The following is a 15,997-nucleotide window of genomic DNA, read 5'->3' as shown; positions in this document are numbered from 1 at the left end:
ATTTTTTGTGTTTTTATGAAAACCCTGCCGTTCCCGCCGTCACTGACGCATTACCGCCATTCGACGGGAATTCTTTTCGGTTATTTGGCTGGGGAATTTCAATACTCGTTCAAAAAACGTTTCGACAAATCGGATGCTTACAGTTTAAATGCCGGCCATGGATCGCGCATCGGTGAAGGACTTGATGCCCGCCCCACCCTCGGCGGTGCAGGCGCTGGTGCAACTGGCAGGCCGCGAATTTATTCGCGTCGGTCGGAGCATCACTGGTTTGGGTGCCTTCACGGTCGCTACCTTCCTGGTTATGGTGACGCGGTTCCGGGTGGGTTACCGGGTGGTTTACCCGCAGGTGCTCCAGCAAATTCATCGCACCGGGATTCGGCTATTGCCCATGGTCATCTTTGTCTCGCTGGTGCTTGGGTGGGTGGTGATCGGCCAGACGGTTTCTTTGCTGACGCGCGTGCGCGCCCAAGACCTCGTGGGCACCGTCATGATTACCGCGATTGTGCGTGAACTGGGGCCACTGGTGACGGCGCTGCTGGTCTTAAGCCGCACGGGCAGCTCCACCGTCATTGAACTGGGGACCGCCCGCGCCATGGGGGAGATTGAAACCCTCGAAGTATTGGGGATTGATCCGCTCCACTACCTGGTGGTGCCGCGCATGATCGGCGTGGTACTTAGCACCTTTACGCTTACGGTTTTCCTGGTGATTACCTCATTGATCGGCGGATATGTGTTTATCTTTTTGCAAGATGTGCCACTCATGCCGGGGGAGTATTTCCGCCAGTTGGCTTCCGCGCTGACCTACCTGGATTTTGTGATGCTGGCGTTCAAAACCGTGGTGTTTGGGACCTATATTGCTGCGACTACTTGCTACCAAGGGCTATCCCACCCGGTGGCCCTAGATCAAATCGCCAGCGCGGCCAACCGCGCGGTGATTCAAGGGGTGGTGGGTTGCGCCCTGTTGGATGTATTGTTCATCCTCGGCTTCCTGCTCTTCTAGGTATGGCCAAAGATCAACCAGTGCTGCTGGAAATGAAGGACGTCGTGATTCCCTCGACGCGCGATGGTGCCGTGCCGGCCATTCAAACCATGCAGTGGCGCATTGAGATGGGGGACCGCTGGGTGATCGGTGGTCTGCCCGGTTGTGGCAAAAGCGCCCTGCTGATGACCGCCGTTGGGCTGCTGAATCCGTTGCAAGGTGAGCTGGAATTGTTCGGAATTCCAAGCCGCAACCTGTCCGAAGCCGATCACGCCTCGTGCCGTCGCCAATTGGGCATGTTGTTTGAGGGCGGAGGCCGGCTGTTTGCCCAGATGACGACGGCGGAGAATATCGCCCTGCCATATCAATATCATCGCAACCTGAGTTTTGAGAGTGCGGTGCCTGAAGTGGAACGCTTGCTCAAACTGACCGGTTTAAAAGATTGCGGTAATTTGAGTCCCAATCGTGTTCCGCGTAATTTGTGTCCACGCGTGGCGCTGGCCCGCGCCCTGATTACGCGTCCCAGACTGCTGTTTCTGGACAACCCGCTGCGCGGCATGGATGTGCGTCAGACGCGGTGGTGGAGCGACGTCATCCAAGGGCTTTCCGAGGGACACGCCTTGGTGGAGGGCAAACCGATCACGGTGGTGGTTACCACGGAGGATTTTCGACCCTGGCTGGATTGGGGGGATAACTTCGCGGTGGTTCGGGATCAAACCTGGCTGGAAGTTGGCAACCGTGAGGCGGTACGCAACCACACCAACCCAGCAGTGCAAGAATTACTCGCACAAACCGCGCATTTCGATTAGCCTTACCCTGACTATGGCATTACAAGACTTAACGCCACAATTGAGAACGCGCTTGGGCCGGCTGGAAAAAGTGGTTGGCTGGTTCGTGTTGCTGGCCATAGTGCTGCTGGCCACCGGATTTTTCTACTACCTGTACCACACGGCCATCCGCAAAGGCTGGTTCGCTCAAAAAATTCAGTTTTGCACCTGCTTAAACAGCGCTGCCGACGTCAAGATTGGTGATCCAGTGAAGATGATCGGGACCACCATCGGCGAAGTGACCCGCATCGAGCCCAATGAGCCTTTTGCCGGGTACGCGCTGACGATCTATTTTGAAGTCAGGCACGATCGCAAAGGGTCTTGTGGATATATTTGGAGCGATTCGGTCGTGCGCATCCAGTCCTCAGACCTCTTTGGTGGTCGTAACCTGGAAGTTGTCAGAGGCCAAACCGGTGTTCCCATTTTTGATATTGAAAAAACCAAGCAAGATCCAGTGGGAGTAATTCAAGGCGTGCTTGATACCAACCGTGTCGCTGCCTTCCGTAACGCGGGGGGCACCAATTTGTTGGCGGCCTGGAAGGCCAATCCCTCGCGTTTTTGCATGCCTTATACCAACGATGCCGTTTTTTATTTAAACCCGGACGAATCCCCACCGCTCTCGGATCGGGCGGACAAGGTGATGTCGCAGATCGAAAAAGCGCTACCCGGCATTCTCAACCTGACCAATCAAATCGGGCAGGTACTTAATCACACGGTGCAGGCGCTTTCCAACATTGATCAAGCGGCCTTGGTTCTGAAACCTGGCTTGAGTAACGCCAATGATTTCTTTACGGAAGCAGCGGTATTTGCGCGCGGCCTGCAAGTATCAGCCACCAACATACAGATCATTACCTCACGATTAAAAGGGCAGGGCGGCTCGATGGGTGAATGGCTGTTGCCGACGAATATTCAGCAGGAGATCGAAATGACGTTGCGCAGCACGAGCTTGGCGATTGAGCACAACCGCACCAACCTGGACCTGATTGTGTCCAACATCGTGCGTTCCTTGGACAATTTGGCGGGTATCACCGGTAATTTACGTGAACAAGTGGCAGCCAATACCAACATGCTAAGCCAGATGGGCTCCTTGGTTTCCACCGCTGGAAAGACCTTTGAGGAAATTCAAGGAAACCTTTTCATACGGGTTTTCAACCCGAGCAGTTGGTTCAGGAAAACAACGCCTCCTGCTGTGCGTCCGGAAGATAAGAAAATCGTTGTTCCTTCAAACGAATCACGTGATCCAAAACCAGCTCCGAAGTGATTAGGGTACGGGGGCGGTGCCAATCCGGTAGAACCGAGATTGACTTGCGGCGTTGGTGTCCAATAACTGCTGTGCCCCGCTAACATTCGTAATTCCGGGATAGATCACCTGCCACGAACCACGGTTCAGGTTATTCCGAACCTCCATCCAATACGCCCGCCCAGGCTCCGTCTCCACGCTCAGTGAGTTGGTGGTACCAACCAGATTGGTGAACACCGGGCTGAAGATGGCATAATTCACCGTCAAGGCCAAAACCATGCCTGTCGGTGATATCCCGTTCTGATTTGATACGGCCAGCGAATAGATACCAGTGTCCGCTAGCGACAGGTTGGTCAACGTCAAGGTTTTCGCGACCTGAACATGGAGCCGGTTGGTCGAGTTAAAATACCATTGGAACATTGGCTGATTGCAGTTGTTTGCCATGCTAACAGTGACCGTAAAGTTGGAACCCTTCGCCATATTTGTTACCATCATGCTCAACTCCGGGCTGAACACCGGAATATTGGTATCCGTGACGAGCACATAACAGGGAGCACTGGTAGCTGTATTGAGACTATTGCTGACAACCACGTTGTAATAATCGCCATCATTTGTGCAAGTCACCATTGGATTCGTGAATGCCACGCCCATGCCTTGAACCAGTGCTAAATTCGAGTTCATATACCACCGGAAGGTTAAATCAGTTCCCTCCGCCGATACCAGGAATCCCGCGGGATTCCCTGCTAAAACAAAGTTGGTCTGCATGGGTACGATAGCGATGTTCATGGGCGGCACGAGCACAGTTAGCGTCGCCACGGCGCTGGTGATACTTCCCGCCACATTGGTCACTGCCACGGAATACGGCCCGGCGTTGACCAGCAGCACATTATTCAGCGTCAGGGTTGCGTTCGTCTCGTTCACCAGGTTGGTACTATGGAAGGACCATTGGTACACCAACGGTGCCGTGCCGGAGGCGGTTACCGTGAAGGTAACGTTAGAACCAGCAATCGCAGTTTGATTGGCCGGTTGGCTGGCAATCGCGGGGGGCATCAGGACTGTCAAGGTAGCAGCACTGCTGGTTACCGAACCAGCCACGTTGGTGATCAATACCGTATAGGCTCCATCATAAACCGCCTGTACATTATTGAGAACCAATAACGCATTTGTGGCATTAGCGAGATTCACTCCATTGAAACGCCACTGATAGGATAGCGGAATCGTACCAATGGCAGAAACTCTGAAGTTCACAGTGGCACCAATCATCACCGTCTGATTCGTTGGCGGGCCCACAATGGTAGGTGGAAGCTGTACGGTCACGACCGCCAGCGTGCTGGTAGCCATCCCCACGGCATTAGTCACTACCACATCATACCCACCCGCGTCACGCGGTTGGATATTCGACAACAGGAGCGTGTTATCGGTGGCGGCAACCAGATTTGTTCCATTCATGCGCCACTGGTAATAAAGCGGTCTCGTTCCCGCCGCCGTCGCTTGCAGTATGACATTACTGTTCACCACGGCACTTTGAGATTGTGGGGGCAGGGTGATAAAGGGTGGAACAGGCACGAAAATTCCATTCGTTCGTCCGGGCGTCGGGACGTCGCCTTTCCAGTTCACGGGATCGTTTCCGTATCCCGCAGGCAGGAGTCGCTGCAATGAATTACCGGTGCCATTCGTACCGCCATCCGCAGTGGCTGGCCAGGGTGATTGATCGGAATACGTGACGTGATCCACCACGATAAAGGGAACATACCCGATCTCAGGCCCGCTGGTCAAAGGCGCATCCGGTTTGGTCAGCACAATCATTTCTCCGCCATTATCCAGCTTGCCACCATAGGGACCGTAAATAGGAATATTCGCCGGCACTCCGTATTTGGCACGGAAGGCGGCCAATTGATTGGTGTCCGTGGCAGGATTGAAATTTACCACCAGCAGATATCCGTCGGCAGGCAGAGTGGTATTGGTGGGAAACGAATAATCCACCCCTTGCTGCAATCGCCAGGTGTTGGTGGGATAGGCTGGGTCAAACAGGGATATGGAATCGCCACCAGGATTATACAGTTCCACATACTCATCGAGCGTGTTGTCAACGCCACCGAGGTCGGCTGGATGATACATGATCTCATTAATCACCACGGGTCCCACTCGAGGACCGGCGTTGGTTTTGCCAGCGCCAAGGCGAAATTCCTGAACGGTAGCTGGATTATCGGCGCCAAAGGTATCTTTAATAAGAGCGGTAAAGTTCACTCCCACACTGGTAAAGTAAGTCCCAAAAGGAGCACCGGTTTCCGACACACCAAAAATCACGGCAGATCGGTAGCCAGTCAGCAGGCCATTCGTATCCGCTTCGCTAAGCCATAGCTCGCCACCGTGCGCTGGATCGAATTTTAAAGGAGCAAGTGTATTAGTAACATAAAACTGGTATTCGTAGAATACCTGGAACCCATTGGCCCCCAGGGTCGTCCCGTCTGCAATGCGATATTTCTTGAAATTAGAACGTGCGTCGCTGAGAAACCAACCGCTGATATTCACAGGTACGGACGAAGTATTAAGTAACTCGATGGCGTTCTCCAGCGGGAAGCTGGGGCGGGTAAGTACCTCGCTGATCAAGGCATTGGTCAGCGGTAAATAATTGGCGTGCCCAGGCGACGCTGATTGGGGAAATGCCATAATTGTTGCGGCACCGTCCGGCCATCGTCCCTGAGAAACTCCATTGGTTTGCACCCCAAAATTAACCACATCAATCAGAGCCAAATTCGTATCAAACAGCCAGATGGATTCGCCGAGAGCGTCCAAGCTGAAGTTCACATGATCCCGTCCGTTGGAGGGGGTTCCATCGGCGATGAATACCGCCCAATCCTGTCCGCCAATGAAACTCAGGGGAGCAATGGTAAAATTAGTCTGACCGGACAAGGAAGGGTCATCGGTTGGGTGCAATCCGCTCAGTTCCACAGGCAAGTCAGCCACATTGAATAACTCAAACCAGTCCTCACCTGAAATCGGCGCGACCATCCATTCATTGAGGCGAAGGTTGGCGGGTGAGCCAAGCAGGGCAGGCACCGAATTGGCGGCGGCTGGCGTTGGATTTGCCAGTAGCCGCCAGGTTCCTCCACTCCTGCCAATCGACAGGTTGGCTGGCTGGCAGCCGTATTCCACGTAATCCATCAACTGAGCGGCGGGATTGAACAGGTAAATGCCGCCGCTTTCGCGAGCCAATGAATGGCCCAGATTCAAGTTTGTGGGGTTGGCCGAAGTCGAAGCCGGACGGTCGCCATCGCACCAAATAATCAGGTAGCTATTCGGGTTCATCATCGCGCCCGATGGGAATACCCAACTGCCGGGCTTCATGGTCCCAACACTCATGCTCCACCCGTCCCAACTCCACGCATTCGAGCTGCCGTTATACAGTTCAATCCAATCCGTAATCCGGCCCACCGCATTGGTCACTGCGCCAACATTACTGGCCATGATTTCATTTAAAATGGGTCCCTGGTAATTAGGGACATAGTTGGTGGTGCCCGGACTGGTACTGCCCGGAAACGCCACATCGTTGGTGTTACCATCCGGCCAACGGCCACGCGAAACACCTTCAATTTGCGCACCATAGCTTACGCGGGAAACCTCCGCACCAGCGGCATCATATAGCACGATAAAGCCCCCCTCGGCCGGCAGTTTGAAGCCCAAGTGATCCACCCCGGCAACGTCATCCGCAAACAATTGAACGTACCCTCCCGGTGATAGAAACGCAAGGCGGCGCAATTGACAGAGCGCGTTACTGCGGCCCACAAAAATGTTCTGTAACGATACGGGTGCATTGGTGGAACGATTATACAATTCCAACCAATCGCTGCCCCCGGCAGCGGAATTTGCCAGGTATTCGTTGTTGACCAGATTCGTGGCTGCCGCCAGCGCGACGGCAAGATTGGCGGCATTCGGTGTGGGTGAAGTCAATGCCCAGGTCCCATCCACGCGTCCAATCGAGTAGTCTGGCAATTGCAACCCAAAGCTGATGGCGTCCACCCGATTGGTGTTGGCATCGTATAACATGACACTTTCGCCCTGCCGACTCAGGGCAAAACCGGTATGCAGTCCGGGAGCAGCGTTCGTCGGCGCATCGCACCAAACTACCAAGTACCCTCCGCCGGCCAAAGTCGAATTGGCGGGGAAGACAAATTTGCGCGGGTTGCCATCCACACTGAGACTCCAATTTGTCAGGTTCACCTCCTTGTTGCCCGGATTGTAGAGTTCCACCCAATCCGGACAAGTGCCACCATTGGTCACCGCTGCGACATTATTGGCCATGACTTCATTAAGCTGAATCAGTGGCGGAGCGGCTTGCGCATTGGGAACCCCAGGAGTTCCGTATAGATTGGTGCTCGATTGCCAATTGGCGGGATCATCCGGATCACCGTTGGGATCCACAATTTCCAAGGAATATCCAGTGCCATTGGCGGCGGTTGGCCACCCGCCGGTTGTACTGAAGGTCACCGCGTACACCATCCGGTTACCGGAATCGAACAGGGCAATGCGCTCTCCGCCATTGGCCAGTTTGCCGGAATACCACCCGGTGACCATGACTCCCGGATAACGGGACCGAAACGCGTTGGTATTCGCATTGGAAGCCAGCACCAGGCGACCTCCTGCCCCCAACAAGGTGCCCGGCGAGAACTGATACGTGATGCCATCAAAATAATAGCCGCTCAAATCCAAAGGAGTGTTCCCACGATTCTGAAGTTCCAGAAATTCATAGGCATCACCCCCGGGCGGATTGTACATCAATTCTGCGATGCAAATTTGCGGCAAAAGATCATCCACTTGAAAGGCCGCCTCGTTCATGGCGCTCCAGTTGGTCCCCATCAACAGGCGCGCCTTCACGATCATGGAATTATTGATGACCAGCGGCACACCGTTGGAATACGCCTGGGCTGCGGCGGCAATGGCGCCGGAATAATAAACGCGCGGATCCAGACCATTGGTGGTGTAATAAATGGTGTTGGTCGCCATCATGCTAAGCCCATATCCACGGGGAACCCGGCCACCATGTTGACTGAACGAGGGCGCGGAATTGCTGGGATACAGCCCTAAGGTGCGGAATTTAGCCAGGACAATGTCGGATCGCACGGGAAAATATTTGGTCAATAAACGCGTTTGTTCCCCCAGCCAGTTTTCATTTCGAGTGTAGGGCGTATTGGTGGTATATCCCGGATAAGGGTTCAGGGCGGTTTTGCCATTCGGCACTGAATCCCCCCAACGGGCAGACTCAGCAACCATCGCGCGATCCAGTTTGGCAGCCAGGCTCTGATAACCGGAAATGACAGCATTCGTGGTCAGGGAACCGTTGTTGAAAAAGTGCTTATGCAGATGGTCCCCAAAGCGAAGCTTGTATTCGGCGTTATACAGCAGGTTGGAATGCAGCCCATCCGGGCTGGTATTGGCCCAGTCATTGTTGCCCTCCAGAATCCGTTCTCCGTCCCACGCCATGTAATAAAACCCTTCACCCGCCTGACGTTTGCGGAAACAGTACCAATTCTTTTGCGGCCCCCAATCCAGATTCGCGCAGAAAAGTTGAAGAATTTGATAATCAATAAATTGATCCAAATTCAGGTAGGTTTGAATTTTCTCATACTGGGTGAGATTCGTGAGCCCGCTATTGTTCAAGGCCAGCATGGCATTGCGCGCCACCGTATCGCCATCCACCAACTGGGCGCCGCTCCCGTTAAACGCATCATAATCTGTTTTATCACCCCCGAAATAGGCCGCCGCAAAACTACCATCCGGCCGTTCCACCGGGTTGTACACGCCCCAGTAGAGGCCGTTGATGTAAAGATGCACGAAACTGGCATGGCTGGAAAACGCCCCCATCTTCCACATGGTGTCCTTGACCCAGGCATCCCGGATTAACTGGCCCCGCGCACGTTGCGTCACATCCCAATGCGTCCAGTGATTATTGTAATCGGAACGCAAATCAAGGGTATCGTATTTGGTTACCGGGCTGCCCGGAAAAAACGGGTATTCCAGCATGCTGGGGCCATATGACCCGCGAAAATTAATGCGAAACGGATGTTTCAAAGTTCCCACCCGGCTGCCGCCCCCATGCATCTGAATACTGGCATCGGCCTGAAAACCGGAGGAGCCATCCACATTGATCAGTTCCAGGGAACAACCCGCCTCCAGCGTCAGGTTGTTCGCGTGCGTGTAGAGTCCGCTGTTCGTCGAAAACATATCATCGGTCTTCATCACCACGGAAAGCGTGGGCAAGGTTAATAGATCGTTTTGGATAGTTGCGCTATAAAGCGGGTTCGTCACCACCTTGGGGTCCATCTGATAATACGACGGCCACCCGTATGTGGCGCTCCACATCGTGGTGGTCGGAAAACCGGCGGGCGCATTCGACTGGGCGATCACATTCGCAGGAAAAATATAGGTATGGGTTTCCACCCGCGACGGCAGCATGCCGGATTTGAAAGCAGCGGCTCGCAAGATGGTCGTACCACCGACCAGAACGCCATTGGAATAGTTTGAGCCATAGGTCTCGGTGGGTGGGGTGCCATCCGTGGTGTAGCGAATCGTGACATCCGGTGTTTGGCAGGTTAGCAGCACGGTGAACGGCTGATTGAAAACGCCGCGATGCACGCTGAAATGCACCGGGCCCAGCACTTGGGTAATGGAACTGCTGCCGTTGGCTGCTCCGGGGGTTGGGGTGCTGAAATATCGCCATTGATTGCTGGCCGTGAGCCCGTAGCTGTAGTCATTGCGCTGCTCTGGAAATTTTTTTGGGAATTCCGTCAGGGCAATTCGCGGTGACTCTGCATTGAACAGGGCAAGGTAATCCCCATTGACGTTCAATTTAAAGTTCGTATGCAACTTGGTCCCAACTCCGGTGGGTTTCCGGTTTTTACCCGAGGCATAAACCACCAGGTACTGTCCCGAGTTCAGGGTCACATCGGGAAACGTCCACAAGCCGGGTTGGTCGGGATCATCCGTCAGTGACCAACCCAACAAGCGCACCGGGTTAGTGCCAGGGTTATAAAGTTCGATCCAATCCTGTAATTCACCATCTTCGTCCTTCAAACCATTGATGTTGACGTTCGCGGTGAGGAGTTCGTTGATTAACACGGTGCCGGTGGAATTCCCGGAGGCCGCCGCCGGGTTGAAGGTCACATTCCAAGTGCCGCCCGTGAACGCATTATGCAAAGCCGATGCATCGGTAATCCCGTGGTTGGATGCCCAGGCAAATTGCACCACGCCGGTGGTTGGTGCTGCAAACTGGAAGTAATATGGGCCGGCCCCGGTTCCCGAAAAATTGGTGGCCGCCGTTCCATTGACCAGCAGGTCGGTGGCATCCACCCCGAGCACCGGTTCGGTAAAGTTCACTTCGAGTTGCGTCAGATTTCCCACCGCCCCGCCCGCCGGAGGGTTTAGCGCGGCCATGTCTGGTGGCATAGTATCCACCAAGGTGTATTGCCATGAGCCGCCATTGAACGTATTCCCCAAAAGGTCCGTGATGCCTTGCGCGGGATCCCACGACATGTAAACGGTGCCATACTGCGGCTGGGAAAACGTGAAGGTAAAATTGGTATAATCCGAACTGCTGACGGTGGTGGCGGCGTTCCCGTTGATCTGCAAGTTCCATGCCTCGACCCCCACCGCAGATTTATTGAACCGCACCGTTACTTGATTCAGGTTGCTGACCACACTGCCGTCGGCAGGCGTCACCGTGGTCACGGTGAGATTTGATAACACGGTCAACGTGGCTACCGCACTGGTGATCGCGCCAGCCACATTGGTCACCACCACCGAATACGGTCCAGCGTTCACCGGTTGCACGTTATTCAGGTTTAAGGTGGTATTCGTCTCATTCATCAAATTGACACTGTTAAATCGCCATTGATAGGCCAATGGCGCAGTACCAGTTGCGGCAACTGTAAAAGTAATATTTGAACCGATGCCGACCGTTTGGCTGAGTGGCTGATTGGTGACCACCGGCGGCACCAACACGCTTAGCAGGGCGTTCAGCGACACCGTTGTTCCAAAACTATTGGTGACGACACATCGGTAATATGTGTTATGGTCACTGGCGGTCACATTGGTTAGCGCGAGGGCGGCATTGGTCGCATTGGCGATATTGTTGCTATTACGCTGCCATTGATATGAATTCGTGGTGTAAAGGTTGGCTAGGGCGACCTGAAAGTTAGTGGTCCCTTGAGAATTAAGCACCGTGCAACTCGCGGGGTTGGTAATGATCACCGGTAGCAGTTGAATGACCAGGTTGCTATTAGGAATGGGGGCGGAACTATTGGCTGGAACGGCATCACCGGGGCGCCGCCATGCTACCCCCAAATTATCCGAACCACTATTGTCCTGCATCAGCGCCTCGATATAATATAGCTTCCCCGCCACCAGGGTTTGCGCGGCAGAAGTCTGGTTGGTTTGACCACTAGTAACCCAACCCCGGGAACTGCAGTGATTCAGTGCACTCCATACGGCGGCGATTTTAACCGCATTGGTCGGGTTTTCATCACTACTGAGCCGCAACTCACCCGAATCATTTGCCGAGAGATAAAAGGTGTGCGAACCACTGGTACGTGGCTGAATCCAGCCACGCATCCGCTGGCCAAATTGGTCGGCAACGCTTACCGGGCATTCACATCCGGTAGTAACCAGAAAATTTGAATCCGGCGAATTGGGATATTTGGCGCTGTAAGTGAGATTGGTGACATCGGTGCCGGCAATACCCACATACACCTCGCGCAATATGCCATTGGTGGACTGTCCCTGCGCTGGAACTGCGCAAAGACAGGCAACTATCAGAGCGCAGCCTGCCCATGCACGAATATCCGATAAAGTGATCATACAAGGTCTTTGAACCAGCCCCGGCAACCATCCCCGCGCGTCCGCGTGTCTTGCCATGGCTGGTCGATAAGAAACAGTCCGCGAACTTTAGTGAAAACGCAAGTTTATACGGGCGCAATTGTTGCCTCCCAGTTGCTGGCTGGCGCTTACAGGGGCGAAATCAAGCAAACCTCCCGGTTTTGACAAGGAACGGAGTCAGCCCGGGCATTCGGCCCGATGCTGGAGAGGGAATAATCCGCCTTGGATTACTTCTTTTCCGCCGGACTTTTGACGCTATCAATCTGCTCCCAAAACTTGGGGTTTTGCTGTAATGCCTCGTCTTCTCCGGTGGGGAGATTGGAGCGAAAGAGGAAGTCCTTTAAGGTGTTGCGATTCATGATGCGATGCACCACCACCCCCAGATCATGTTTTTCAAAATATACGCGATAATCCCCTAGGCGGAAGCGATACAATGACTTGCCGGCACGTTGCAGTTTTCCGAAACGATCCATTTCGGTGCTCATCACTTCATGCGGCAGACCGCGAAATTCCCCCAAAATGTTCAATTGCAGTTCCTTGGGCATACGCGCTAATTCTGCCGCGCTGGTCGGATTAAAAATGATTTGAAACAAGGACATACAGTTATTTCAGGTTAGTCTAGGTCAACTTTTCACAAGCACGCCGGTTCAATACACTGGTTTTATATTATGCCGCCGCGTCCAGCCCGGACGTTATGGCGGCGCATATGGGAATCGAACCCATCTTTCAGCCTTGAGAGGGCCGTGTCCTAACCGATAGACGAATGCGCCACTGGCAACGCGGTAGATCAAAATCCATAACGCTGAGATTGTCAATAGCGGAGCCATCGCATTTGCGTTTGGAAGTTTGAATCATCACCAAATGAACTTGACGGTTCAACGTTGGTAATTAGCATGAGCGGTGTGATCGCAAAGCTGCTGGTTCGTAATTACTGTTTTGTCCATGGCACACTGAAGCTGCCCGGGGCTGGACTGCTACTCCGTCGCTGCCTGCCGTTCGTGCGTGGCTTGTGGGACTACCCACTCCATATCCCGGAAGTGGGCACGGCGCGGCTGGATTTCCGCGACGACGGGGCATTCGGCATGCTGAATGTGGTGCTGGGGGATTACGGACATAACACGCATTTGTTCCGGTGCTTCGACCGGCTGGTAAAACCGAATCAGGTGCTGTGGGACATCGGAGCCAACATCGGCTATTTCAGCCTGTATTTTGCGCTGCAGCCCCGGCAACTGCAACGGCTGCACTCGTTTGAGCCGAACCCCGCCGCGTTGACGACCCTGCAGTCGCTGTTTCAAAATCATCCATGGGTGACGGTGCATCCGGTGGGGCTGGGCATGACCGATCAGGAACTGACCATGAGCGTGCCGCCCGGGGCCACGCCGTGCGGCTCTCTGGTGCGCGAGCTGCCTAACGGGCGGAAGGTGCTGATCCAGGTGCGCCACGGTGACCGTTATGCTCGAGAACAGAAAATTGACCTGCCCGATCTGATCAAGATTGACGTGGAAGGGTACGAACTTGAGGTGCTTGCCGGGTTAAGCGGAATCATCGCTGCCAAGCGACCGGTGATCATTTTTGAGCATGGCCTGCTTTCGGATAATCAATTTTCCCAAATTCAACACAAGGTGCCGCCTGATTATCTGTTGAACCTGCTGAGCGATGTCGGGGTGCCGGTAGCGGATCTTACCCGGAGAAATGTGGGGAATGACGCCATTTTGGTGCCGAAAGAAAAGCGCGCCATTTTGGAAAAATTAGCGGCCTAAACAGAGGGCCAGGGAGGGGGGCGGAACCGCATGCTGCTCCCGACGGAAAAGATTGCGCGGATCAGATGTAACGGCGCGGGAAAATTTGGAGTACGGTGGCAACCGAAGGGGGAAAAAGGGGCGGCGGGCGACACCGCTTTGGATTTGTGCCGTCTACTTGAGTGAGCGCGCGAGGCCATTGAGTTTCTCCACTGGTGACCTGCGGTGTTCCTGCGTTCATCGGCGAGGGAAAATCAAAGCGTTACTTGCGCGCAAATCCAAAGCGGCGTCGCGGCCCCCATCACCCCGCCTTGCCGCCGCACTCCAAAATATGCGGCTCCTGCGTTTCCCCTTCATTTTTCCAAGCGTTCGTTTGCGTCCCCGGTTTCCAATTCATAATTTTTCTGCCAACCATTTTTTTGCCATGTTGATATAAATGAAAAGGAAGCGCTGAAGTGGCTCCGCAAAGCGGCGGAGCTGGGAAATGCAGATGCAATATCCAATCTTGCTGCCTACTACGCCAATCTTGGCCTCTGCTGCGCCAATGGGCAAGGCGTGAAGCAAGATGCAGTGGAAGCCGCGGCCTGGTATTCCAAGGCGGCAGAGCTGGGACATGCGGCGGCAATGTACTGGCTTGGCCTCTGCTACAACAACGGGAAAGGTGTGAAGCAAGATAAAGCTGAAGGATATAAATGGACCATATTGGCGGCAGAGCAAGGGGACGAGGATGCCAAAACAGAATTGAATGACATGAACCGTGATCTCAGCAATCTATTCTCGAAAAAAAATTACGAGGAAGGAAAACGCCGAGCTGAAGCATGGCGGCTACAGCACGGATAACCCCCCGAGCGCGAGGGAAAAATGACTTCCTCAGAACGCTGACGCACATGATTCGCGGGGCGAAACGCAACCCCCTGAGCGAGGTAGCCACGGCATCAAGTGCTGCTGCGCACGGTCCGGTAAAGGGCTTTCAGGAATTCATGGACCGTGGCGCGGTCAAATCCGGTGGTGGTGACCAGTTTGCCATCGGTCTCCACCGCTTTGCCGGTATAGTTCGGTTTTCGGCCTTCGGATTTAACCGTTGAAAACCGCGACCAATAGCATACAGTTTCCTCATGCGATTACTACCCTGCCTCGGGCTCTGTGTCTCCCTATGCGCATTTGGTGCTGCGGAGTCCGATCGTCTCCGTGCCGGCGTGCCGTTAGTCGGCAAACCCACGGTGCTCGCGTGCCTCTTCTCGCAGCCGGCGTGCCGCCCGGATTACGGCGTCAAAATCACCTACCGCTGGGATGCCAAGCCCTTGGACCGGGATTACAAAGCCTTTGTGCATATCAAGGATGCCACTGGAAAAATCATGCTTCAGGATGACCATGATTTACCCACGCCCACCTCGCAATGGTCCGGACCGGTGGCCTACACCCGCACCCTCGTGATGCCCTCGGGAATCACCCCGGGTGAATACAAAATCCAAATCGGCCTCTACGCACCCAAAGTCAATGGCCGCCCCGCCCTCACACCGGGGAATGGCGTGACCGCCCTCGCGGAGGACCAATGCCAGATCGGCGTGCTGAAAGTCACCGCCGATGCGCCCATCCCCGCGCTGGGCGCGCCCACCCTGAACCTGGAGGGCTACCACGTCACCTTTGACGAAGATTTCAAAGACAAAGAATTGAGCGTCTCCGCTTGGGGCCCGGGCACCCGCTGGATCGCCCACACCCCCTACAACGGCGACTTTGGCGACGCCCGGTTTGCCAATCCCACCAATAACTTCCCCTTCACCGTCGAGAACGGCATCCTGCGCATCGAAGCGCGCAAGACCGATAAACGCTGGCAGTCCGGACTCCTCTCCTCCGTGGATCGCACCGCCAACGGCTTCGCCCAACAATACGGCTACTTTGAAATGCGGGCCAAGTTCCCCAAAGGTCCGGGCACTTGGCCCGCCTTCTGGCTGCTGGGCGTGCCCAAGCTCAAGGACAAATCGGCCACCGGCATCGAAATTGACGTGGTGGAACAATACGGCGTTCACCCCAACAGCCTGCACGTCAACCTGCACTGGTGGTTTCCGGACAAGAAGCACCGCAGCGACGGCGACAAATTCATCCTCAGCGGCATGGCCGACGACTTTCACCGCTACGGCGTCCTGGTGACCCCGGACTGGATCACCTACTACTTCGACGGCGTGGAACTGCGCCGGATCAAAACCCCGGAAGAAGCCAAAGTCCCCATGTACCTGCTGGTGGACCTGGCCCTTGGTGGCGGTTGGCCGATTGACAAAACCCCCAACCCCTCCTTCATGTACGTGGACTACATCCGCGCCTGGGCCAAGTGATCCAAGCTGTC

8 protein-coding genes, 1 tRNA gene and 1 pseudogene are annotated in these 15,997 nt (G+C 54.7%); 7 read left to right on the top strand and 3 right to left on the bottom strand.

Annotated elements, in window-relative coordinates:
- Positions 1 to 157: 157 nt before the first annotated feature.
- From WCO56_01220 to WCO56_01210, 3 genes are all read left to right on the top strand, one after another.
- Complete coding sequence (locus tag WCO56_01220; GenBank protein ID MEI7728158.1) at positions 158 to 1,000, top strand: ABC transporter permease; 843 nt, start codon at positions 158 to 160, stop codon at positions 998 to 1,000.
- A gap of 2 nt (positions 1,001 to 1,002) precedes the next feature.
- Complete coding sequence (locus tag WCO56_01215; GenBank protein MEI7728157.1) at positions 1,003 to 1,788, top strand: ATP-binding cassette domain-containing protein; 786 nt, start codon at positions 1,003 to 1,005, stop codon at positions 1,786 to 1,788.
- A gap of 100 nt (positions 1,789 to 1,888) precedes the next feature.
- Positions 1,889 to 3,067: an MlaD family protein gene (locus WCO56_01210; GenBank protein ID MEI7728156.1), complete on the top strand. Its 1,179-nt coding sequence runs from the start codon at positions 1,889 to 1,891 to the stop codon at positions 3,065 to 3,067.
- Here the strand turns inward: WCO56_01210 and WCO56_01205 are convergent, their stop codons facing one another.
- The 3 genes from WCO56_01205 to WCO56_01195 form a co-directional block, all read right to left on the bottom strand.
- Positions 3,068 to 11,899: a lamin tail domain-containing protein gene (locus tag WCO56_01205; protein ID MEI7728155.1), complete on the bottom strand. Its 8,832-nt coding sequence runs from the start codon at positions 11,897 to 11,899 to the stop codon at positions 3,068 to 3,070.
- A gap of 245 nt (positions 11,900 to 12,144) precedes the next feature.
- Positions 12,145 to 12,516, bottom strand: coding sequence for a hypothetical protein (locus tag WCO56_01200; protein ID MEI7728154.1), 372 nt, complete (start codon positions 12,514 to 12,516; stop codon positions 12,145 to 12,147).
- A 96-nt stretch (positions 12,517 to 12,612) separates the two neighbouring features.
- Positions 12,613 to 12,687: transfer RNA gene (locus tag WCO56_01195), tRNA-Glu, on the bottom strand.
- 123 nt (positions 12,688 to 12,810) lie between these two features.
- On the opposite strand from WCO56_01195, the gene WCO56_01190 reads away from it, so the two are divergent.
- The 4 genes and pseudogenes from WCO56_01190 (at position 12,811) to WCO56_01175 (ending at position 15,986) form a co-directional block, all read left to right on the top strand.
- Positions 12,811 to 13,677 (top strand): FkbM family methyltransferase, encoded by an 867-nt coding sequence (locus WCO56_01190; protein MEI7728153.1) that lies wholly within the window; start codon positions 12,811 to 12,813, stop codon positions 13,675 to 13,677.
- 411 nt (positions 13,678 to 14,088) lie between these two features.
- Positions 14,089 to 14,142 (top strand): annotated as a pseudogene (locus tag WCO56_01185) (hypothetical protein).
- A gap of 69 nt (positions 14,143 to 14,211) precedes the next feature.
- Positions 14,212 to 14,496, top strand: coding sequence for a hypothetical protein (locus WCO56_01180; protein MEI7728152.1), 285 nt, complete (start codon positions 14,212 to 14,214; stop codon positions 14,494 to 14,496).
- 275 nt (positions 14,497 to 14,771) lie between these two features.
- The gene (locus WCO56_01175) at positions 14,772 to 15,986 is read left to right on the top strand and encodes a glycoside hydrolase family 16 protein (GenBank protein MEI7728151.1); all 1,215 of its coding nucleotides are present in this window, start codon (positions 14,772 to 14,774) and stop codon (positions 15,984 to 15,986) included.
- Positions 15,987 to 15,997: the final 11 nt, after the last annotated feature.

Source organism: Verrucomicrobiota bacterium (assembly GCA_037139415.1).
Lineage (GTDB): Bacteria > Verrucomicrobiota > Verrucomicrobiia > Limisphaerales > Fontisphaeraceae > JBAXGN01.
Note: the sequence above shows the minus strand (reverse complement) of the source record. Positions and strands in the feature narration are given on the sequence as shown.

Excerpts from the sequence above, each read along its gene's own strand:
- WCO56_01220 (MEI7728158.1), top strand. The coding sequence starts at position 158 with ATGGATCGCGCATCGGTGAAGGACTTGATGCCCGCCCCACCCTCGGCG.
- WCO56_01215 (MEI7728157.1), top strand. The coding sequence starts at position 1,003 with ATGGCCAAAGATCAACCAGTGCTGCTGGAAATGAAGGACGTCGTGATT.
- WCO56_01205 (MEI7728155.1), bottom strand. The coding sequence starts at position 11,899 with ATGATCACTTTATCGGATATTCGTGCATGGGCAGGCTGCGCTCTGATA.
- WCO56_01200 (MEI7728154.1), bottom strand. The coding sequence starts at position 12,516 with ATGTCCTTGTTTCAAATCATTTTTAATCCGACCAGCGCGGCAGAATTA.
- WCO56_01190 (MEI7728153.1), top strand. The coding sequence starts at position 12,811 with ATGAGCGGTGTGATCGCAAAGCTGCTGGTTCGTAATTACTGTTTTGTC.
- WCO56_01175 (MEI7728151.1), top strand. The coding sequence starts at position 14,772 with ATGCGATTACTACCCTGCCTCGGGCTCTGTGTCTCCCTATGCGCATTT.